This window comes from Cellulophaga sp. F20128, assembly GCF_023015805.1.
Classification (GTDB): Bacteria; Bacteroidota; Bacteroidia; order Flavobacteriales; family Flavobacteriaceae; genus Cellulophaga.
On the sequence record NZ_JALKBA010000017.1, the window covers coordinates 39915 to 62887 of the forward strand.

Annotated in this window: 13 protein-coding genes; 10 read left to right on the forward strand and 3 right to left on the reverse strand. The window is 36.6% G+C overall.

The features are described from left to right. Positions 1-3: 3 nt before the first annotated feature. From MWU65_RS14005 to MWU65_RS14040, 8 genes are all read left to right on the forward strand, one after another. Positions 4-1389: a pectate lyase gene (locus tag MWU65_RS14005; RefSeq protein ID WP_247078871.1), complete on the forward strand. Its 1386-nt coding sequence runs from the start codon at positions 4-6 to the stop codon at positions 1387-1389. Between the two features lie 660 nt (positions 1390-2049). Then, positions 2050-2823 carry a creatininase family protein gene (locus tag MWU65_RS14010; RefSeq protein ID WP_247078873.1) on the forward strand — a complete coding sequence of 258 codons (774 nt, stop codon included), beginning with the start codon at positions 2050-2052 and terminating at the stop codon, positions 2821-2823. Between the two features lie 25 nt (positions 2824-2848). Continuing rightward, positions 2849-4003, forward strand: a complete 1155-nt coding sequence (locus MWU65_RS14015) for a sialidase family protein (protein ID WP_247078874.1) — start codon at positions 2849-2851, stop codon at positions 4001-4003. A 535-nt stretch (positions 4004-4538) separates the two neighbouring features. Further along, positions 4539-4877 carry a CidA/LrgA family protein gene (locus MWU65_RS14020; protein WP_247078875.1) on the forward strand — a complete coding sequence of 113 codons (339 nt, stop codon included), beginning with the start codon at positions 4539-4541 and terminating at the stop codon, positions 4875-4877. Further along, positions 4870-5574: an LrgB family protein gene (locus MWU65_RS14025; protein WP_247078876.1), complete on the forward strand. Its 705-nt coding sequence runs from the start codon at positions 4870-4872 to the stop codon at positions 5572-5574. Before MWU65_RS14020 ends, MWU65_RS14025 begins: the two co-directional genes overlap by 8 nt. Positions 5575-5792: 218 nt before the next feature. Then, positions 5793-6878: a Gfo/Idh/MocA family oxidoreductase gene (locus MWU65_RS14030; RefSeq protein ID WP_247078877.1), complete on the forward strand. Its 1086-nt coding sequence runs from the start codon at positions 5793-5795 to the stop codon at positions 6876-6878. Positions 6879-7204: 326 nt separating this feature from the next. Continuing rightward, positions 7205-10114 carry a PEP/pyruvate-binding domain-containing protein gene (locus MWU65_RS14035; protein ID WP_348646039.1) on the forward strand — a complete coding sequence of 970 codons (2910 nt, stop codon included), beginning with the start codon at positions 7205-7207 and terminating at the stop codon, positions 10112-10114. Positions 10115-10120: 6 nt separating this feature from the next. Then, positions 10121-11380 carry a serine hydrolase gene (locus MWU65_RS14040; protein WP_247078878.1) on the forward strand — a complete coding sequence of 420 codons (1260 nt, stop codon included), beginning with the start codon at positions 10121-10123 and terminating at the stop codon, positions 11378-11380. On the opposite strand, the gene MWU65_RS14045 is transcribed toward MWU65_RS14040, so the two are convergent. From MWU65_RS14045 to MWU65_RS14055, 3 genes are all read right to left on the reverse strand, one after another. Continuing rightward, positions 11367-14201, reverse strand: coding sequence for an Npt1/Npt2 family nucleotide transporter (locus MWU65_RS14045; RefSeq protein ID WP_247078879.1), 2835 nt, complete (start codon positions 14199-14201; stop codon positions 11367-11369). The two genes, MWU65_RS14040 and MWU65_RS14045, sit on opposite strands and share 14 nt — an antisense overlap. Before the next feature lie 114 nt (positions 14202-14315). Next, positions 14316-15248: a serine hydrolase gene (locus MWU65_RS14050; protein ID WP_247078881.1), complete on the reverse strand. Its 933-nt coding sequence runs from the start codon at positions 15246-15248 to the stop codon at positions 14316-14318. A gap of 271 nt (positions 15249-15519) precedes the next feature. Continuing rightward, positions 15520-17745, reverse strand: coding sequence for a cytochrome C (locus MWU65_RS14055; protein ID WP_247078883.1), 2226 nt, complete (start codon positions 17743-17745; stop codon positions 15520-15522). Between the two features lie 465 nt (positions 17746-18210). On the opposite strand from MWU65_RS14055, the gene MWU65_RS14060 reads away from it, so the two are divergent. Further along, complete coding sequence (locus tag MWU65_RS14060; RefSeq protein WP_247078885.1) at positions 18211-21252, forward strand: glycoside hydrolase family 2 TIM barrel-domain containing protein; 3042 nt, start codon at positions 18211-18213, stop codon at positions 21250-21252. Positions 21253-21457: 205 nt separating this feature from the next. Continuing rightward, on the forward strand, positions 21458-22948 hold the full coding sequence (locus MWU65_RS14065; RefSeq protein WP_247078888.1) for an arylsulfatase: 1491 nt from the start codon (positions 21458-21460) through the stop codon (positions 22946-22948). Positions 22949-22973: the final 25 nt, after the last annotated feature.

Below are 22973 nucleotides of genomic sequence, written 5' to 3' on the forward strand. Positions count from 1 at the left end.
CTTATGAAAACAACAACATTAAGTATTCTATCCGTTTTTTGCATTTTATGCATACATATGCAATCTTGCAAAAGCAACAAGCAGAAAGAAGAATTGTATTCAGTTGCAAAAAACCCGCCCAATTCCAATCTCCAACAATTGGCATTTCCAACAGCAGAAGGGTATGGAAAATATACTGTAGGCGGACGGGGTGGCGATGTGTACGAAGTGACCAACCTTGAAGATTCAGGTGAAGGAAGTTTCCGTGCGGCATTAGAAGCCAAAGGACCTAGAACAGTAGTATTTAGGGTTTCGGGAACCATTACTGGGAATTATTCCATCAAAAATGACAACATTACCATTGCCGGGCAAACGGCTCCGGGTGATGGCATATGCATCAGAGGAAATCTTTCTACAAGTGCCAACGATATAATCATTCGGTACATCCGAGTGCGGTGGGATCCAGCTATGGGTGAAAAAGACGCAATCGGTAGCAGGTATCATAAGAATATAATCTTTGACCATATTTCAGCAAGTTGGAGTACGGATGAGACTATGACACTTTACCATAATGAGAATACAACTGTTCAATGGAGCATAATTGCACAAGCCTGTCCCAAAGGTACAACAGACTCACATCGATTTGGAGGTATTTGGGGTAACAATTACGCAACTTGGCATCATAACCTTATTGCACATAATGCCAGTCGTAATCCGCGCTGGGCTTCAGGCAGCGGATATAACGATTATAGAAACAATGTGATTTATAATTGGGAGTATGCAAGTAGTTATGGAGGTGAAGCACACCAGGTAGGTGATAGACGCACCCCGCCCATTGAACATTCTACGATTAATATGATTGCAAATTACTACAAACCTGGACCAGCAACCCAATTAAAAGTAAGGAGTCGTATTGTAGCTCCTTCATCACGAAACGGAGATGCTGATGCGGGTCAATGGTGGGTTTCCGATAATTTTATGGAAGGAAGTACCTCAGTTACTGCTAATAATTTGTTGGGGGTAACAAAAACAAGTTCTGCATATAGACTAGATGAACCATGGTCGGCAATGAAGATTAATCAGCAAACTGCTGAAGAAGCCTATCAATCTGTTCTTAAAGGTGCAGGATGTTCATTACCCACACGTGATAAGGTAGATACAGATATTATTGATGATGTACGTAAAGGAACAGCAAAATATGGTAAAAATGGTATTATTGATAGTCCCAGCGATGTTGGTGGATGGCCAATCCTAAAAAGTACCACTGCTCCTATTGACACAGATCATGATGGTATGCCTGATGTTTGGGAAATAAAAAACAAACTCAATCCAAAAGATGCTAAGGATAGAAATACTATTGGAAATGACGGTTATACAATGTTAGAGGTATATTTGAATAGTATAAAATAAACATTCATAGCAACCAGAGTTCCGATTTCCAAACACATTTCAATATAAATTCAAAATAATGGGCTATTCAATACATTAGTTGAGAATAGCCCAAAAAAGTATCCCAGCTTACAATACAGTGGTAGTATGAGACAGAAGTGGAGATTGTTCTTAACTACAATATTGTTATTTTCATACTACAAAACACCTAATGTTATGAACAACAAAATATCCATGGAATCTACAAATAATATTTGAAATTGCCCCGTAGTTACTATTATGTATAATTTATGCTTGGTGAATTGAAACAATCAGGTCCTTATAAAAATTAATCACTAAAAATATTGTCCTACTCACTGAACAATTAAGCTGACATATTCATGACTATTTAAAATAACATTTTCAAGAGAAGAAGTTTTTAAATCTATTCCCTGATCCAATCCTGGCCCTCTAAAATAACTTTCTAAAAAGGAGTATAGCCATTAATTACAGGAAAATTATTAACGTATAGATAGATATAGCTGTATGGCCAGGGTGTAATCCTTCCACCCCATCTCCCCTAGCAATAGGTTTCATCTAAGACATCAGATATCAAATAAATAAAAATCGAATAGAAAAAGGTACAATCTTTTGTATCAGATGTGGATACTATAGTACCTTTATGGATATTATATAATAGTTATGAAAAATAAACCCAGGCCCTACGTATTAGCTGAAACAAACTGGAAAACAGTTAAAGGAACGAAGTATTCCGTAGCGGTCTTACCATGGGGAGCTACAGAAGCACACAACTATCATTTGCCATATGCTACAGATAACATTTTGGCAGAGAACGCAGCAATAGAAAGCGCAAGCTTGGCTTGGGAAAAGGGTGTAAAAGTAGTGGTATTACCTACTATTCCGTTTGGCGTTAATACGGGGCAAATGGATGTAAAGCTATGTATGAATTTAAACCCAAGTACCCAATACGCCATTTTAAAGGATACTGTAGCGGTTCTTAATGCCCATAACATCACTAAACTAGTGATTGTAAATGGCCATGGAGGCAACGATTTTAAACAAATCATAAGAGAATTAAGTGTAGCTTTTCCCAAGGTATTTGTATGTACCTTAAATTGGTGGGCTAGTTTAGACCCAAAAGCTTATTTTGATGAACCAGGGGATCACGCAGGTGAACTTGAAACCGCAGCAGTCATGCACTTAACTCCAGAATTGGTATTACCCCTTTCTGAAGCGGGATCGGGATCTGCAAAGTCATTTAAAATAGAAGGCCTTAAACAAGGGTGGGTGAAAGCCCAACGCCAGTGGACCAAAGTAACCCAAGATACCGGAGTTGGAAACCCTAAAGCAGCAACAAAAGAAAAAGGGAAGCTATTTTTTGACCTCTCAACAAAAAATATAGCTGCGTTTTTAGAAGAATTGCATCAAACGGATTTGGAGGAATTTTACGAGTAAGAACAACAAAATTTTAATAATGGATATGAGAAAAATATTTATCGGGCTGTTTATTTGTACTAGCATCGTCCTACAGGGACAGACAGAAACCCATACAATTGCAGATGGGGTAATTGTTTATAAAGATTTATTTAATGCTGCAGTGGTAGATGGAGTCGCTTGCTTTAGAATTCCTGCAATCATCACTGCCTCTAATGGAGATCTCATTGCTGCCATAGATGAGCGCGTACCAGGCTGTGGCGATCTGAAGTGGAGTAAGGATATCAATATTGTGATTAGAAGAAGTAATGACAATGGGAAGACATGGACCGCTATAGAAACCGTGGTAAATTTACCGTTTGGACAGTCGGCCTCCGACCCCTCTATGATCCTAGATCGGGACACTAAAGAAATATTCATGTTCTACAATTATATGGATTTAGACAAAGCGAAGGATGTATATTATTTTCAAATGGTTAAAAGTTCTGATAACGGTAAAACATGGACACAACCAGTAGATATCACGAGTCAGATTGCCAAAGAGGCATGGCATAACGATTTTAAATTTATTACTTCTGGCCGAGGAATACAAACCAGGAATGGAAAGCTCTTGCATACTATGGTAAATCTAAATAGCGGCCTCCATTTATTTGCCAGTGACGACCATGGAAAATCTTGGTATTTAATAGACACTCCTATTCAGCCAGCCGATGAATCTAAAGTTATAGAACTTGTGGATGGGACTTGGATGATTAATGCGCGCGTAAACAAGGCTGGGCTTCGCTATGTTCACCGTTCTTCAGACGAAGGCAAAACATGGACTACAACTGAAGAACCAGAACTAATAGACCCTGGTTGTAATGCCAGTATCATTAGATATACCGCTATTGAAGACGGATTTAAGAAAAATCGACTGCTGTTTTCAAATGCAAAAATGGAAAAAGGAAGAATGAATATGACGGTCCGTATTAGTTATGATGAAGGAATGACATGGTCTACCGGAAAAACCATCTATTCTGGAAGCGCAGCCTACTCTTCAATGACCGTTTTAAAAAATGGAGATATCGGCTTGTTTTTTGAGCAAGATGAGTATACTAAAAATCCTTATGTAAGCTTTTCCCTAAAATGGCTGACAGATGGACTGGATAAATGGAAAAAACCATCAAAGCGAAAGAAAAACGAAATTATCTCAAATAAATAATTTGAGAAGAAAACAAAGAATGAGGTAAGTTCATAGCAAGGTGACTCTAAGTTAGATATCCGTAGATACGCTTCTATTCCCTGAAATAGTAAGGAGTTTCTTTAAGCTTTGGACAGCGGCTTGCAATTTATCAAAAAGGGGGCTAGGAACTATGAAGGGAAACACATTAAGGAATATCCTTGATATCCAAGTATCCAATAGATCAAAATTGGCAACACAAAGCTGTTATTAGCACCCGTTGTTTTTCTAATAGACACCCCGATCCCCTAGATGTATAAACTTGCTTGTACAGAAAGTATATCTATGAGGTTAAAATATTTTTAAAGTCAAATATTTTAGTGTAAAATTGCATAATGCCCATCATTTATTTATAGTGCTGTAAAACATTAAACCAATACTTTTTAAGTGAATAAAACGAGGAATACTAACAGCATAAAATGGAACAAACCTCCGTACATCATAGGATTAATATGCTATTTTTGGCAATTGACAAGTGCTATTATTCTACATTAATTAATCAAAATAAATTCAAAAAATGTTTAAGGGCGTTTTATATATATTTTTATTCCTGGTCATTGGCGAAATCATTGTCTACCTTTTTAACCTTTCAATAGCTGGCAATATTGTAGGTATGGTTGCCATTTTTATTGCATTAAAATTTAAAATTATTCAACTCAAAGATGTGAAACCAGCTTCTGACCAGTTTATAAAGTATATGGTTTTATTTTTTGTACCCTATGGCGTAGGTCTCATGGCCTTTTATGACATTCTAAAAATGCATTGGATTGCAATTGTTGTGGGTACGGTTCTAAGCACCATTCTAACACTTTATATTACTGCTATCGTTCTTCAAAAATTTGGCAAGAATGAGTGAAATTTATCAGCAACCCTTTTTTGGAATTTTTATTACACTTTTGGCTTTTCATTGGTCCAAAATCATAAGCCGGAAATTTAAATTTGTTCTCTTTAATCCTGTTTTACTTTCAGTAGTTTCCATTATTTGTTTTCTTGTCATTTTTAAAATTGATTTTGAAGCCTACAATATTGGAGGTCAATATTTAGGTTTTCTACTAGGACCAACTGTGGTAGCTCTAGGAGTTCTCTTTTATGAGAAATATGAGCAAATAAAAGCAAATATATGGCCTTTTGTATCTGCTGTATTGATCGGAGGCACTCTAAGTATTATTTCTGTAAGCACTATAGCCCTTGTATTAGGTGCCCCTGAATTTATTATAAAATCCATAGCCCCAAAATCTGTTACAACTCCAATAGCATTAGAAATCTCTACTAGTATTGGCGGGGTTCCCTACATCACCGCCGGTATAGTGATAGCCGTGGGCATATTTGGAAATGCCTTTGGTCCAGCTATTTTACGTGCCTTGGGTATAAAGGACAAAAATGCCATTGGTGCTGCCTTGGGGACTGCTTCTCATGGTATTGGAACGGCTAGGGCACTAGATGAAGGAAAACTACCTGGAGCATATGGTGGATTGGCCATGTGTATCAATGGGTTTTTAACAGCCATTTTTACACCCTATATCATAAATATAGTGTTTTCATTATTTTCTTAAAATGACAATAGAATACAACCATTTATGATTCGGAGCCGGTTTCATTAGAATGGTGTTAAAGTAGAGCAGCTGGTTCAGGGTTTAATGACGCCCTATACTAAATTATTGAATTTCTGTGTTGAATGTTTACTATTTTAGGATAGGGTAAAGCTTAAGAAAGTTAACGATTTGAGGGCATCTAATAAGTGTATATTTGACTAAGCATTAATCTAAAACTTATGAATAAAAACAAGAAAATTCGCGTATTAGTAGTTGGTTGTGGTAATATGGGTGCATCCCATGCCATGTCCTATCACCTATCAAATGGATTTGACATATGTGGTCTAGTATCAAGAGGAAATAGCAAGGTGGAATTGAACAAGAAATTAGGGGGTATTTATACGCTTTTCAATGATTTTGAAACTGCTTTGAAAGAGACGCAACCAGATGCTGTTAGTATTTCTACCTATCCAGATACCCACGAGAACTACGCTATTAAGGCCATAGAAATGGGGAGTCATGTTTTTGTAGAAAAACCCTTGGCCGATACAGTAGCTGGTGCAATGAGAGTAGCCGAGGCTGCCAAAAAATACCATAAAAAGTTGGTCGTTGGTTATATTCTTAGATACCATCCTTCTTGGGAGCGCTTTATTGCATTAAGCCACGGATTGGGTAAACCTTTGGTAATGCGAATGAACCTCAACCAACAAAGCCACGGGAGAATGTGGGATGTGCACCGCAATCTAATGGACAGCCTTAGCCCAATAGTGGATTGTGGTGTGCATTATATCGATGTTATGTGCCAAATGGCACGATCTAAACCAGTACAAGTATCGGCCATTGGCGCAAGGTTGTCCAATGATATTCCTAAAGACAATTATAACTATGGCCAATTGCAGCTTCGCTTTGAAGATGGTTCCATAGGTTGGTATGAAGCTGGATGGGGACCTATGATTAGTGAAACGGCTTTTTTTATAAAAGATGTCATTGGTCCCAATGGATCGGTATCCATTGTAGCCAAGAAAGCAAGTGCTACAGGCAATTCAGATTCGGTAGATGCACATACAAAAACGGAATCGCTACATTGCCATTATGCCGAACTAGATGAAAACAATGCGTTTATTAAAGCGGATCAATGGATTGATTTGGAAGATGAACCAGATCACCAGGAATTATGTAACCGGGAACAAGCTTTTTTCCTCAAGTCTATTCATGAAGATCTAGACCTTTCGGAATCTATAAACGATGCTATAAATAGTTTGCGGATTGCACTTGCATGTGATGCGTCTGTAAAAACGGGAAAACCAGTTGAACTATCCCTCTAACCTAAATTAATGCCCAGAAACTCACTTCTTTCTTCGCCACCAAACTTTAAAACTTAAATCCTTCTACGCATTTAATTGACATAAAAATAAAAAATCACAGAATTAAACTTGCAATACTAAGCGTCATACTACTTTTTGTAATCCGTGTTGCTTTAGATTTTAGTAGTCCTAAAAATAGTGATAATCATGTAATCCTAACCATACCCATAAAAATTCTAAAACAAAATTGGGGTGCTCTTTTGATACGATTTTTAATAGGGCAAAAATAATATCATTTAATATCTAATTTGGCTTTAATTTTGCTAGATTATAGTATATTAAGTCGTATGATGAAAAAGTTAGTTCTTATTAGTTTTATAGGTATCATTTTTACTGGTCATTGCTTCGCTCAAAAATTGAATAATGAGGCTATTTCGCAACAAATACTTCAATACAAAAAGGATAGTCGAGGTCCCTATAAAGATATTCGATGGTTTTGTACAGATGGTAGTTTACGACAACCGAAAGATCCCTGTCCTGACAATATAGGCCCTGGAGTACAACACGCCCGGTATAAGGATGCGGTGGTTCAATTATCAAAGTCCAATCAAATCTATTTAGGGCAAATTTTAGCCTCTACGTCTAAGGAAGAATTTTGGGATGCTGAAAACAACCACTCTCGATTAAAACAGTATCAACTGGATAGATATTTACGTACCATTGATAATGGTTGGATCAATGAAAAAGGGCAGTTTTACAGGGGTTCCATTCAGTCTGAAGACGAGGAAGCCTGGGGTATTGATTTTTACAAATGGCTTTTAAAAGATGATGCCTTTGTAAAGCGTAATTATTTTTTAATTCGTCAATCTTTAAAAGACATTCCACACAATGGGGATGATAATTTATCGCAACTCATTAGAAGTCAGTCTAAAGTGATTTCAGATGAATTTTTACCATTTATGGATGTACGGGTCAAAATTCATAGTAGACCAGAAAGTAGCGATATAACCTCCGTTAAAGCATTTAAAGAGAAGTACAAGGCACAACTATCTAATGGAGTGCTACTTAAAATGGACGAACTTATAAAGACTATGGCTACATTTTATAAACCCATAGCAATACAGTCACTGATAGGTTCGTCATCCCTGTATCTAAACACATCCCTTGGAGAAAAGATTCAATCTTACATTTCAGGAAATTCTGAAAATAGTGTTCCGGCTGATCTCATTCCCGAAACGGCAGAACTATTGGTACAGATAAGAGCATCCATTGTTGATGAAAAGCGACCTTTAGCGCGATTACAATTGCTGGATTTGACTTTAAAACTAGAAGAAATTATTTATAAGAATGCCCCACAATGGCAGCCTGAAAATCTTCAGCAAATGTTGACTAAAATTTGTTATTTAGGTATGGCTACTGTAGGATCTGGTTATATAGAAATACATGAATGGGAGCAAATCAATTTAAATGCTCCATTAGCCACTGCTACTAATTTAACATTGGAAGAGCTTACCACAGTCCTAGAAAATGCACGAAGCTTGGTAGAGTGGAGTTCTTCAATGGTCAAAGCTAACTATCAGAACACGGTAGATATTTATACGGGTTTTGAACCCAAGGCCTATGGCTTTATCGATGATAAAATTAGAGGCTCTATTGCCTTACAGCTGGGAGAAAGCGTTGGAAAATTAGGCGATTTTATTGCTGAAGAATCCTCGCTAACCAACAAAGTTATGGATGTAAGCAACCAAAGTTCGTTTCGTGGCCTTAATCCCGGCTATGCCCTTGGTAAATTGGTTGTAGTTGATGGTTCTCCGGATGAGATAGAAGTATCTTCTGATCAGATTTATATATTTCAACGCCCACCAGCAGATTTAAAACCAATTGCCGGTATTGCCACGGTGTCTGAAGGCAATATGGTATCTCATGTGCAACTATTGGCGCGCAATCTAGGAATCCCTAACGCAGCACTATCTGATGCTAATTTGAAAAATTTAAAAAAATATGATGGATCCCGTGTCTTTTATGCCGTATCAAACAAAGGAAATATTATTATAAAGCCCGAAAGTGAGATGACAGAAACGGAGCGCTTACTTTTTGTGAATAAAGAACGCAATGCCGAAAAAATTGAGGTGCCAGTTGAGCAGATTAATTTAACAGAAACGAACATCTTAAATTTAAGAAGCGTAGATGCCAATGATTCTGGGAAACTTTGTGGACCTAAGGCAGCGAATTTGGGTCAGTTAAAAAAGTTATTTCCCGAGAAAGTTGTTGAAGGCTTAGTGATCCCCTTTGGAATTTTTAAAGAACATATGAATTTACCAATGCCTAATAGCGAACAATCATATTGGACATTTTTAAACACTATGTTTTCGAAAGCGGAAGCCATGCGGGTTGTAGGAATTCATGAGATGGAGGTTGAAAATTATCAACTACAACAGTTGGAGATTTTGCGGGAAGCCATTAAAGCAATTACCTTAAAACCTGAGTTTGTAAAGCAATTGGAAGAAAGCTTTAGTACCATTTTAGGCGAAAATTTAGGAGATACCCCTGTATTTTTACGAAGTGATACCAATATGGAAGACCTTAAAGATTTTACGGGTGCCGGCTTAAATCTAACCCTTTTTAATGTGGCCAACAAAGACAAAATTATAGAAGGTATCAAGGCAGTATGGGCATCACCCTACACAGAACGGAGTTTTAAATGGCGTCAAAAATACCTGTTAAATCCAGAAAATGTATTTCCTTCAATTTTGGTTATTCCAAGTGTAGATGTAGATTATTCGGGGGTTTTAATAACAAAAGGACTTAACAATGGCAATGACAAGGACCTCACCGTAGCTTTTAGTAGAGGAGCTGGGGGCGCGGTTGATGGGCAGTCTGCCGAAACCTATTTGATAAAAAATCAAGGAGGGACACGGTTTTTAGCACCGGCGCGAGAAACTTTTTACAATAGGTTACCAATAACGGGTGGTACAACTAAAATGGTGGCTACTTTTGAGGAACCCATACTTAATCCCGGAAATATTGATGAGATACACAATTTAGCAAATACCATCCGAGACATACTGCCAAAGGAAACACATTCTGATTATAAAGGGGCCTATGATGTAGAGTTAGGGTTTAAAAACAATAAACTTTGGTTGTTTCAAATTAGACCATTTGTTGAAAACAAAAAGGCATTAAGTTCTGATTATTTGGAATCTATTACCCCTAAAATAAATAAAAACAAAGAAATTTCGCTTGCGAAAAAAATATAAATTGAGATGAGAAAAATTGGGATAATCTTTACCGTAATTTTAATCTGTACTGCATTTACCACCATACATTACTATCCTATTGATGGTTATGCCCATACAGGTATTAAGCGATTAAAGCGCTTGGAACTCATTAAAAGTGGAGAACTTAAAGATGCCACAAAACTTCCTGAAGGGGCTTTAAAATCCTTTATGGATATTCAACTAAACCTCACTTCTAAAGAAGGTGCTACGGTAGACAGTTATTTACAAGTTGATGAAAGTTTTCAAAAAGAGATCAACACCTTATTTCGTGGCTTGGATAAAAGTTATTCTTTGGCAGTGTTAGACATCTCAGATCTTGATCATATTCGCTATGCGCAACGCAATGAAACCGCTGGTTATCAGCCAGGAAGTGTTGGTAAATTAGCCGTCTTGGTGGGGTTATTTCATCAATTGGCAAAAATCTATCCGGACGATTTTGAAAAGCGTTTGGAGTTATTACGTTCTAAATCGGTTAAAGCAGGGGTTTGGGGTTTAACTGATGAGCACACTATTCCCATTTACAATATAGAAACTCAAAAATTAGTTAAACGCCAAGTGATCGCTAGCGATGTTTTTAGCTTGTTTGAATGGGCAGATCATATGCTGTCCGTAAGCAATAATGGTGCAGCAAGTATTGTTTGGCGCGAGGTGCTACTAATGCAAGCTTTTGGAGAAAAATATCCCAGTTTAACGGAAGAAGAAAGTACCGCATATTTTAAAACAACACCAAAAAAAGAATTGACAGATTCAGGAAATGATGTTGTAAATCTGCCCTTACGCCAATTGGGGATTACTCATGAAGAGTGGCGCCTAGGTAGCTTTTTCACAAGAGGCGCTAACACCTATGTTGGGGACAAAGGAGGCAGTATTGGCTCTACTCTTGGACTTATGAAATTTTTAGTACAACTAGAACAAGGAACTGTCATAGATGCTGCGTCTAGTTTAGAAATGAAACGCCTTATGTATATGACAGATAGGCGTATCAGGTATGCGCAAGCCCCAGCCCTAAAAGATGCAGCCGTTTATTTTAAATCAGGGAGTTTGTATAAATGCGACAGGAGTAAAGGCGAAGTTTGCGGAAAGTATATGGGGAATGTCCAAAATTTTATGAATTCCGTGGCTATAGTGGAGCACCCTGACAATTGCAACTATATTGTGGTATTAATGACCAATGTTTTGCGAAAAAATTCAGCTACAGATCACATGATGTTGGCCTCTAGTATTGATAAAATTATACGGCAGTAGAGCGTATTTCTTGAGCTCGTTCTTGTACTTTAGGGTTTGTTTCTGTTTGTATTACAAAGTCTAATAATGCATTAAATTGTAAAGGGGTAGAATGCTCAATAAGGTATAAAACTGCAATCTTTAATTTAGCATCTTTTCGTTTTAACAAGGCGTAGTAACATTCTGTTTCGCTTAAAATTTTAATGTTTAGTTTCTTAATCTTTTCTTCTGTATTTGTTTCAAACAATATGGATTCAGCTACAGGTATGAGTTCCTTTTTAAGTTCCTTGTCTAGAATGTTATCTAAAAATTCTATTGCATGAATCCGCTGTTCTTCCTTCCCATTTAAAATGGTATTTAAAATGGGGTCCACATCATGAGGTGGATATTTTATACCCAAAAACCGAAACATACGTTGCAATTGCCTATCTAGACGTTGTTCCAATAAAATAATAAGGGCTTTTCTAGCTTCGTCTTCTTGCTTGCTATTTTCAACATCTGTTTTCTTCTTATATTGAATTATAATTTGTGAATGAATAACAGAGAGGGTGTTTTGGTACAGATAACATTCATCTAAAATTTTAGCTACAATAAAGCGGTCCTTAATTATCAAACTTGGGAATTTCCATTTTAAACGCTTTAAAGCTTCAATAGCCTCAATTTTAACTATATGTTCACTGTCATCCGTAAGTTTAATTAATAGGTTTGTCGCCCTTTGAGATGCAAATTTTTCGATTACCTGAATAACAAAAGGAACATCATCTTGATCTACCACTTCTTTTTTAAGCATGTGGTACAATTCCTCCATAATGGAATCTCCATAAGAAAACAGGCTATCTGTGGCCACTTTCCTAAATTCTTTATTGGATAAGTGAGGAATGATAAGTGCAATAAATTGATGGTCTAATGTTTGCGCTGCACTTAAAATGGCACTTTGTAAAACATTGCTATTTTTAGCTATTAATTCCTGTTTAATAACCGTATAAAACCGAACCAAATGAGCATGACCAATTGCCTCCAATATGGCTTGCATACGATGCACTTTATCCCTCTCGGACCATTCTTGATTGTACTCGCGTAAGGCCTTTTCAATCCGTTGTTCCAAGCTGTATTTCTCTTGCAGTACAGTATTGTTCCTCAATTCCAGGGAAAGTCCAACAAGAGCCGCATTTTTTATAGTTTTGTCTTCTACTTCTAAATAAGTATTAAAAAGTTCTACCGTATTCTTTTTATAGTGTTTTAACAAATACCTAAAGGCCGATTTTGTTACTTCCTGGCTGTCATCATACACCATAGTCTCAATAATGTCTGATAAATTTTCAGTCTTTAAAAAGTATAAATTTTCAATTGCTAAGGTCTTCACTTCGGGCGATTCATGTTGTAGAAGATTTTTAATAGCAAAGAAAAACCGTTCGTCTTTTACCTCAAGAGTCTTTTGAAGCATATGTACTATTTTCCGTTCATTTCCGGTATGCAATACCAAGATTACCGTTTCAACAATAGAAGTAACTTTAATTTCTTCCTTGATTACTTTTCCTTTTTTTACTTCCAACGCATCATCAAACAAGGCTTTAAAGGCTACAATATATTCTAGCCTCAAATGATAAATAAAATACAACCAAACTAAAATTAATACGATAATAATTAAACTGATATAGGTCGATGAGATTTCCAATCCATTGATAAAAAAAATCAGAATAAAACCTGCTAAACCAGTAGCAACACTGTCAATTACTACATCAGTAAATGTTTTTGTTTTCTTTTTTATCGCTATAGGAATGGGAATAGAAAGTAACTCCGTTGCTGCTTTATTAACCGATTGCTTTAAACTGCCATCAATTATTTTTATAAAGACTATGACCCAAAGTTGCGGTAATATTAGCAGCAGAATAGACCCCACAAGAATCCCTGATGGCAACCATAACAATGATTTTCCAACACCAAAAGTTCCTACAATACGCTTGGTTAAAAACAATTGAATGATTAGAGAAATAACGCTAAGTGTAGAAAACCAAAAGCCGAAAAAAGCGGTTAAATCTTCCTGATTTGGAATTAATTTTGATGCGTAATCACTGTATTGGTAATCAACGAGTTTCGCAATTAAGACACTAATACCAATAACTACCGCGATTAAACTAAGTAACTTGGATTGTTTTATTAATTTAATGGGGGATTCCCCCTTGGGACTCGCGCGCAAGGAAAGCTGAAATGAATTTAACTTCACAACTTCGTTTTTCCAAATGTATCTTGTAATGGGAATACAACCAATAAGTAATACTGCGGCAACAAATAATAAATCTTCTGTGCCTAAAAAGTTAGTTAATAAGGAGGTTAAATAGCCCCCAAAAATGCCTCCAGCAATGGCCCCTGCCCCAATAAAACCAAATACACGTTTTGCCTCTCTTGCATTGTACACCAAATTGGCTAAAATCCAAAACTGAGATGCTGTTAATAATCCAAAAATAGCGACCCAAACATAGGGTATATACAGCAGAACGCCCTTGGCAAGATTAAAATTAAAAGCTATAGCAAACAAAACAAGGGAAAACACTGATCCAATGATGGTTCTATCTATGATGATATTTAAAGCATAACGTTCTAGAGCCTTGTCATAAAAATGATACCCCACAATAGCTAGTATGGCGGTGAAGACATAAGCCAAAGGCAAGGCTTCTGATGTTAATTCTGAGAGAAAAAGTGAGTTTACAGTAGGTTTTACAATGAGTAATACCGTAATAATAATAAAAATATTAGCCTGCAGGAGAAGGGTTTTTGTTAACTCTTCTTCTTTTAAATCAAAGACCTTAAGAATATATAATTTCAGCGTGTTTTTAATTGACATATAATTGTGACAATTTCAACCTTTAATTTTAGATGGAAATCTTGGTGTTAGAATTCCATCGCAAAATTAATGCATTCCTTTTTGATAAGTATTCATTTATAGGATTATCAAGTATTAATTAATGACCAATCCACTCTTAGTGCTTGTAGTTTTCATTTTTAAAGCTTTTTCAACAGGTTTAATCAAATTTCTAATTATTTGTTCCCCATTTTCGTCGTCAATTAATGCTACTAAAATATAGCGCCTACTAGGTTCATTACCCCACACTAAAATAGAATCGGAATGATAGCTTTTCCAAGAGCCCGATTTTCTAAACAATTTTGCATTGGGCGCAATTTTCTCAACCGTATTTACGAATTTATGGTGTAATTCTGGATCTCCCATAATATCTAACATTTGTCTTGATCTATTTTCATTGACCAACTTACCATAGGCCAGTAAATAATAATACCGACAAACTTGAATGACACTAGCAGCATGACTTAAGTGTTTCAATGGTTCTCGATTAGTATCACCACCACCGCCATACCGCTTACCAACCCATAATCCACCACCCTTATCCTCATCATAAAACATATATTTAGGGTCTGTCATAACACTTTCAATTTTTTGATAACCCAACCTATCAATCATTCTGGTGGAAGCCTGATTGTTCGATTTACTAATCATTAAACGCATATCATTCTTAATAGTAGGCGTTTCTTTAAGTTCTCCCTTTTCAAAGGCATCCATAGCAGATAACAAAATGGCGATTTTTGGTAAACTTGCCGCGTACATCATATGGTTCCCATTCACACTTGCATATTTCACTTCGTCTTGATTGCTTAAATCTACAACCCCCACCGCCATTTTCTTGGATGCGATTAAATTTTTCCACTCTGGATTGGCATTGAGCTCTTTTTCTAAACCCTTTTGTAAGTTGGAATTTGTGAGAGAAACTAAGGGATGTATTTTAGAATCGACTACATGCATAGGGAGTCCTTTTTGACTATATAAGGTTATGTTGTAACCGATAAAAAATAATAAGAAATAAGCCTTCTTTTTCATTTAAAAAATCATTAGTAATTAAGTTATGCAAAAATATCTAAATTATTGGCTACTAGTTTGTTAAAATTTAAAGCTTCTAAAATAAAAACACACTAGCAAATACGATGTGGCCGCAGCTTTGGATGCTTTTAATCTGTTAAATTTTGATTTTTATAAATAAAAAATGAGCGGGTAATCTCCCTTTTCAGGAAAAAGCCTAAAAACTTAATTTTAGGCTTTTTTATTAATTGTAATCCTTTGTTTGTGAATTGAATCTAAGTTCTTGGATTTCTCACTTTTCTAATTCTTCTAAAGTCCAATAATCTTCTCTATCCTCTGATTCTTTTCGGGCATCTCGAACCACATTTTTATGTACTCCGCCTTCATTGTTCATTGCTCTAACATAGGTTAATACATCTGCAATCCACGAATCACTATTGGCTTTTAAAGGCATCATTATTCCATAATCAGTTCCGTCTACGGGACCTATTAATCCATTCAATACTATTTTGCTCAGTATTGTTTTATCACCCATAACTCTCGGGCTACCAATTAAGGTAGGCGCTATTAATGAACCATCTTCAGTAGGTAGACCCTTTAAATCTGGACCATGACAGGTAACACACAACTGTTTGTATGAATCGTACCCTCGTAGCACACTTTTTTTATCTCCTAGCCCCCTATTAGAAATCAACTCTTTTAGTTTTACCAATTCCGAATCATCCTTTTTTAGGCTTTCTTGTACAGCATGTGTCACAACTTCATTTTCCGAAAATGTATCGGCCAGGATATTTAAAATATTGGTGGCCTCTTGGGCCTTACTGTATCTTAAACTTAAGGCTAGTTGATTTACAACTTCTATATCGGTATCATCAATCAATTTTTCCAATTCAGACAATATAGCGTCATCTCCAGATTTTAAAAAGGTTTCACTTAAACGTATTGCTGTTCTACGTACGCGTGCATCTTCATCTGACAATTTCTCAATAATAAGCCCCTTATCAACTACTCCTAGTCCTTCTAGCGTCCATAAAGCATGTACTCTTTCTATTCCTAAATCCTTATTACTATTAAAAATTCCATCAAAAATAGAAGTGTTATCCTGAGCTATTTTTATTAATTCAGGCACCACTGTTACATCATTCTTTAAAATAATTAGTTTCTGGGCCGTGTTGCGATACCAACCATTGGGGTGGCCTAAATACGATAATAAATCAGCTGCTTTTTTACCCAAAAGCTGCGGTTTCTTATCTGGAGTGATATCTTTATGCACTATTCTGTAGATTCTCCCTTTTCCAATGTTTTTATCCAATTCTTTTCTAATAATGACTGGCCTAAGAGTACTTCCTTTTTTAGTCCAGTTGCTTTCTTGAATAATACCGCGGTACATATCAACAATATACAAGGCGCCATCTGGCCCTGTTTTAGCCATAATGGGTCTAAAATTTAAATCGGTAGATGCCATAAATTCGGTTTTCTCATAGGCATTATAAAGTACTCTTTTACCATCTTCAACTTTTACCTTAGCGCGTCTTATTAAGCGCCCTACAGGTTCTGGAATAAATAAATCGCCATAGGTAGATGGTGGTAATTTATGCCCTCTAAAGATTTCTTGTCCTGCTACGCCCGTAAAATGGTTTAAGGTATTATCATCCCGTAGTCTTTTGGGACCTCCTTGAACATCTGGTGTACCTACAATTGGCCAGGGTTCCATAAAGCCTTCGGCTAACCTACCCTTTGGATTGTAATCGCCATAAACAGCAGCTTGTTGAAAGCCGTAGGCCGGATCTTCACCACCAGCCCTTGAATAATACATAATCCCCATATCATCCTGAGTTAAACCCCATTGCCCGCTAGGCATATTATCGAGTGAATCTACCACGACTTTCCCTCCTTTGAATTTAAAACGCACAGGGTTATAGGTAGTATATACCCAATTGTCTAGATTCCAAAGTAGTCCACTTTGTTGGTGCTCTAAATTTCCGCCTCTTCGGTTTGGGTTGTAGTATACACGTTCTTTTTTATCGGCTACCCCATCATTATCGGTATACTTATAACTCCATAAATCGTAGGAATAGGTTTCATTAACAATAAGTTCATTTTCTAAAGGCAAAATCATCCGAGGTAATAATAAGCTATCTATAAAGACAGTGCTCTTATCCATTTTTCCATCCCCATTGGTATCTTCCAACAACTTTATCTTACTGATAGATCTATTGGTTCCTGTACCATCAACATCCTGCATGTAGGTATTCATTTCGGCAACATACATACGGCCATTTCCGTCCCATGCAATGGCCACAGGTTCATCAATCATAGGTTCACTGGCCACCAATTCTACCTTGTACCCTTCAGGCAGGTAAAAGGTTTTCATAGCTTCCTCTGGGGAGAGAAAATCAGAAGGCGCCTCTTTTACAATTACTGGTTTGTCATAAATCTTTTCCGAATATTCTTTTTCCTTACAATTATAAAAGAATAAGGAAATTAGTAAAAGGAAGTAAGTGAATTTCAATTTCATGTTGATTCTTTTTTATAAATTCTGTTTGTTTAAACTTTATTAGATACGATGATTTAGTTTCAAAAAAAACTAAACGATGGGTTTATGATTTCTAATACGCCTCTAAATTCGATAAATTAATAGGATATAAATTAAATATTTTGTGAAATTTAAAAACTATCCCCAATCAATCTCATTAAAAAATAGGCAATGTGTTGTTTCCTAAACACAAAAAAAAGTAAATCATAGCACAATTCTAGTTGTCACCTAACTTTTGAAATCCAATTTCAATTGGTGTCAAAAAATAATAAACCCACCCAATATTGTCGGATATACATTGATGATTTTGTATACTGTTAAAATTTACACTACTTTGTTTCTACCCATTGTAATTTGACAACTGATAAGAATGTTTTAATTCTAAAAATCAGAACCTATTTCCTAAAAATGGAAGTACTATACGGCTTCAATAAAAAAGCAAAACACATGAAATTTAAATTAATTTTTGCACTATTCATAGCTATACTTCTTAGCTCCACCACCCTATTCGGGCAAAGAGAAATAATCGATTTAAAGGCTGATTGGAAATTTACCCTTCAAGATAACGCGCAATTTTCAGAGGAAAATTTCAACTCATCGAGCTGGAATAGCGTTCAAATTCCACATGATTGGGCCTTTGAAAAGGGAATATCTAAAAATGGAGCACAAGGCGCCAATGGGGGTTATTTTGACGGAGGAATTGGCTGGTACACCAAAGATATATCCATGCCAAAAAGCTGGGAAAAAAAGCTAGTAACTATTGAATTTGACGGTGTCTATATGAATAGTGAAGTCTGGATTAACGGGCACTATGTAGGCAAACGCCCCTATGGTTATATTTCATTTCGTTATGAAATTTCAAAGTATTTAAAAGTTGGTAAAAACACCATCTCCATCAGAGTTGACAATTCTCTTGAACCCTCTGCTCGTTGGTACCATCCTTGCGGAATATATGCTCCAGTGCGATTGATAGTTACAAATAAAGATTTTATTACCCCAAATGGCGTATATGTAACTACCCCTGAAATTAACAGTGATCATGCCATAGTACATGTAGAAACTTCCTTAGCTACCACGAACACATCAACATCACAAGGTGTTTTAGAAACCATCATTCTAGCGGCAGACGGAACAATTGTCGCTAAAAATAGGCAAGATTTTAAAGGATTTAAGACAGCCAAAACACTCAATAATGAGTTAAAAATAAAAAATCCAATTTTGTGGAGTACAGAAACACCCTATTTATACAAGGTCGTAAGTAGATTGATTCTTAAAAGTAAGGTTATTGATGAAGTTAAAACCAGTTTAGGGGTTAGATCTATTGACTGGAAAACGGAATCTGGATTTTGGTTGAATGGGAAAATAACCAAATTGTTAGGAGTTAGCGAGCACTATGAAGGCGGGCCTCTGGGTGGCGCTTGGACCAAACCTTTGCTGCGCTGGAAATTAGGATTATTAAAAGAAATGGGAGTAAATGCGATTAGAACTGCCCACAACCCCGCTCCCCCAATGTTCTATGACCTCTGTGATGAACTAGGGCTTTTAGTAATGGATGAACTATTTGATGGATGGAGTAAAAAAGCTCCAGAAGACTATGGGAAACAAGCATTTAACGGCTATTGGAAACAAGACATGACAGAATGGTTAGTTCGAAATAGAAACCATCCCTCTATAATTATTTACAGTGTTGGCAACGAAACCCGAGGGGATATCGCCAAAGAATTGGTAGCCCTATGTCATACCTTAGATCCAAGCAAACCAGTTACATCTGGCCATAGTGCATCTGAATATATGGATGTTTTTGGTGTTAACGGAGGTAGTGAAAAAACCGGCTTTTTCAACAAAAAACGTCCAAACAAACCATTTGTTTCTACTGAAGCCCCACATACCTGGCAAACGCGCGGGTATTACAGAACCAAATCGTGGTTTAGAGATGGTTACCCTAATAAACGGCAACAGCCTTTTGAATTAGCAGACTTAACAGAGAAGGAAGTATTTCATTATGAATGGGCCTCAAAGGCCAATCAACGCAATGGAAAGCAGCATTTTAATTCGTCTTACGACAATGCTATGGTACGTATTTCGGCTCGAAAAAATTGGGAGTTAATGCGAGATTTACCTTGGTTTAGCGGTCATTTTCGGTGGACAGGTTTTGATTATTATGGCGAAGCAGCCTATGTGCACGGCGGTTGGCCTTTTCGCCTTTTTATGGGCGGAGCTTTAGATGTTGCAGGATTTAAAAAAGACCTTTTTTATTTTTATAAAAGTCAATGGACTTCGGAGCCAATGGTTCATATACTCCCACACTGGACGCATCCAACCCTAGAAAAAGGAGTTGAAATTCCAGTTTGGGTATATTCTAATTGTGATACGATAGAACTGTTTTTAAATGGACGTTCCCTTGGCAAGGATACGCCAGGCACAAAATGGGATGAGATGCAATGCCAATGGATGGTGCCTTGGGAAGCTGGTGAATTGATTGCTAAAGGGTATATTGACGGCAAAGAAGTTGTGTTAGCAAAACAAATTACCGCTCAGCGTCCGGCTGCTATTCAGCTTCAACTGGAAGATAAACATACCACAAACACATCGGATAAAGTAGCGATCGTAACTACTAATTTAGTCGATAATAAAGGATCCTTTTATCCCTATGGAGAAAATAAAATACACTATCACCTAGAAGGTGATGCTCGCTTCCTTTCCTTAGAAAATGGTGATCCCGTTGATACCACTAAAAATGTAGGCATTACTGCTAAAAAAGCCTTTATGGGAGCTACTAGAGCGTTCTTAGCCATTGGAGACAAGGCTAAAAGTGTTTCCCTACTTACCGCAGCAATTTTGGGGGAAAAGCAGTTGCTAACCTCTAAAAACATTAGCATAGATGTTAAAAAAATTACCTTGCTCGGAAATCAAACAAATGAATCCTATGCTATTTATTACACCTTAGATGGAACAAGACCAACCAACAAAAGCCAAAAATACATAGCTTCATTTCCTATTGAATTAGGGACCACAGTTAAGGCTATTGTTGTTCGCGGGGATAGCACTCTAATACATCTGGAAGAAAAATTTGATAAAAACCTAGGGCTCTCTTGGGAGGAAGAAAAAACCATACACCAAAGCATTGGTGGAATGATGGCCGTAGATGCTGAATTTTCCGGAGCTGAAGCTACTGCTTCCAATGGCCAAAAGTATTTAGATTTTAAAGGAAAGGAAGGCAAGGTGTCATGGTATCAAGAAAATGATGGTAGTAAGGGACTATTTACACTAAAAATAAGCTATGCTTCCAACGATGTTAAGGAAAGACCTATGGAACTATATATCAATGATAAAAGTGTGGGGATCATCGCTTTTAAATCAACCGGAGGCTGGCATACTGAATGGCAAGAAACTGTTGTACAACATACCTTAAATGCAGGTGCCAATTACATTGAACTAAGAACCCTGACAAAAAGTGGTCCCAAAATCCTAATGCTAGCAGTTGAATAGGTAGCTTTAAAATAATAACAAAGCATCCTGTTCTCTAAATAATAATAAATTCACCCAATATTGTAAGATATATACTGTTGATTTTGTGCGATGGTAATATTTACACTACTTTAATTCCTAGCAACAACTTTTTGATAGCTAAGCTTTTGTGTAATTGTTATCCTGTTGACGCTCTATATAAACTTAAATAAATAAAAGAATTTGTATGAATAAAATTACTGTTCAATTTTCAATTGCACTTTTTACCTTGCTCTTTGGTGCTTGCAATTTATCAAAAAAAGAGAATGCACATCAAGTGGCGAATTCAGAAATCAACATGAATATTGCGAAACCTAATATTATTTACATCCTAGCAGATGATTTGGGTTATGGCGATTTAAGTTGTTATGGCCAGGAAAAATTTAGTACGCCCAACATAGATAAATTAGCAAGTCAAGGGATGTTATTTACACAGCATTATTCTGGAAGCACCGTTTGTGCTCCTTCTCGTTCTGCCCTTTTAACAGGCATGCATACGGGCCACACTGTAGTAAGAGGCAATAAAGAGATTCAACCCGAAGGCCAACATCCTATCCCAGACAACACCTATACCATAGCAGAGGTTTTAAAAAAGTCGGGCTATACCACAGGGGCATTTGGAAAATGGGGCTTGGGTTTTCCGGGCTCAGAAGGTGATCCTATGAACCAAGGGTTTGATCGGTTTTATGGGTATAATTGCCAACGGTTAGGACATAAATATTATCCAGATCATTTATGGTCCAATACGGATTCTATAGTGCTTAAAGAAAATGAAAATTTGGCGAATAAAATTTATGCGCCAACCCTAATTCACGAACAAACCATTCAATTTATTGAAGACAATAAAGACAAACCATTTTTTGCATATGTAGCTTCTATTATTCCACATGCCGAATTAGCGGCACCAGAAGCACTAATGGAAAAATATAGAAATAAGTTTTTACCCGAAAAAATTTTTACGGCAAATGGTAGTGATGAACAATTAAAAAACGGCGCCTATAAATCACAAAAAGAATCACACGCCGCTTTTGTAGCAATGATAGATTTATTAGACCAGCAAGTGGGTGAGATTATGGATAAAGTTTCTGAACTTGGCATTGCAGACAATACCATTATCATTTTTACTTCAGACAACGGACCGCATCGAGAAGGTGGCGCTGACCCCGATTATTTTAATAGTAATGGGGAATTTAAAGGCACAAAACGCGACTTGTATGAAGGAGGAATACGCGTTCCTATGATTGTAAAATGGCCAGGAAAAGTAAAAGCTGCTAGTACATCGGATCACATTTCTGCCTTTTGGGATATTTTTCCAACATTTGCAAATATAATAGGGGAACAAATCCCTGAGAATATTGATGGCATATCATTTTTACCAGAGCTTTTAGGTGAAAAAGAGAATCAAAAAGAGCACGCCTATTTGTATTGGGAATTTCATGAAAAGGGAGGGCGACAAGCCGTAAGGATGAGCGACTGGAAAGCAGTAAAATACAATGTCCTTAAAAACCCAAATGCCCCATTAGAGCTTTATGATTTGTCAAAAGACAAAGGAGAGACTAACAATGTTGCTGCGAAGTTTCCAGAAATAGTAAAACAAATTGAAGTTATTTTACAAGAGGCAAGAACACCATCAGAAGTCTTTACTTTTGGTCAAACAACATTTTTAAATGTGGATTAGCAGCATTTTAGTCACGACAAAAAAA

Bases quoted from the DNA above. Each gene is read 5' to 3' on its own strand.
- MWU65_RS14030 (WP_247078877.1), top strand. From the start codon at position 5,793: ATGAATAAAAACAAGAAAATTCGCGTATTAGTAGTTGGTTGTGGTAAT.
- MWU65_RS14005 (WP_247078871.1), top strand. From the start codon at position 4: ATGAAAACAACAACATTAAGTATTCTATCCGTTTTTTGCATTTTATGC.
- MWU65_RS14060 (WP_247078885.1), top strand. From the start codon at position 18,211: ATGAAATTTAAATTAATTTTTGCACTATTCATAGCTATACTTCTTAGC.
- MWU65_RS14040 (WP_247078878.1), top strand. From the start codon at position 10,121: ATGAGAAAAATTGGGATAATCTTTACCGTAATTTTAATCTGTACTGCA.
- MWU65_RS14010 (WP_247078873.1), top strand. From the start codon at position 2,050: ATGAAAAATAAACCCAGGCCCTACGTATTAGCTGAAACAAACTGGAAA.
- MWU65_RS14045 (WP_247078879.1), bottom strand. From the start codon at position 14,201: ATGTCAATTAAAAACACGCTGAAATTATATATTCTTAAGGTCTTTGAT.
- MWU65_RS14025 (WP_247078876.1), top strand. From the start codon at position 4,870: ATGAGTGAAATTTATCAGCAACCCTTTTTTGGAATTTTTATTACACTT.
- MWU65_RS14065 (WP_247078888.1), top strand. From the start codon at position 21,458: ATGAATAAAATTACTGTTCAATTTTCAATTGCACTTTTTACCTTGCTC.
- MWU65_RS14055 (WP_247078883.1), bottom strand. From the start codon at position 17,745: ATGAAATTGAAATTCACTTACTTCCTTTTACTAATTTCCTTATTCTTT.
- MWU65_RS14050 (WP_247078881.1), bottom strand. From the start codon at position 15,248: ATGAAAAAGAAGGCTTATTTCTTATTATTTTTTATCGGTTACAACATA.
- MWU65_RS14020 (WP_247078875.1), top strand. From the start codon at position 4,539: ATGTTTAAGGGCGTTTTATATATATTTTTATTCCTGGTCATTGGCGAA.
- MWU65_RS14035 (WP_348646039.1), top strand. From the start codon at position 7,205: ATGATGAAAAAGTTAGTTCTTATTAGTTTTATAGGTATCATTTTTACT.
- MWU65_RS14015 (WP_247078874.1), top strand. From the start codon at position 2,849: ATGAGAAAAATATTTATCGGGCTGTTTATTTGTACTAGCATCGTCCTA.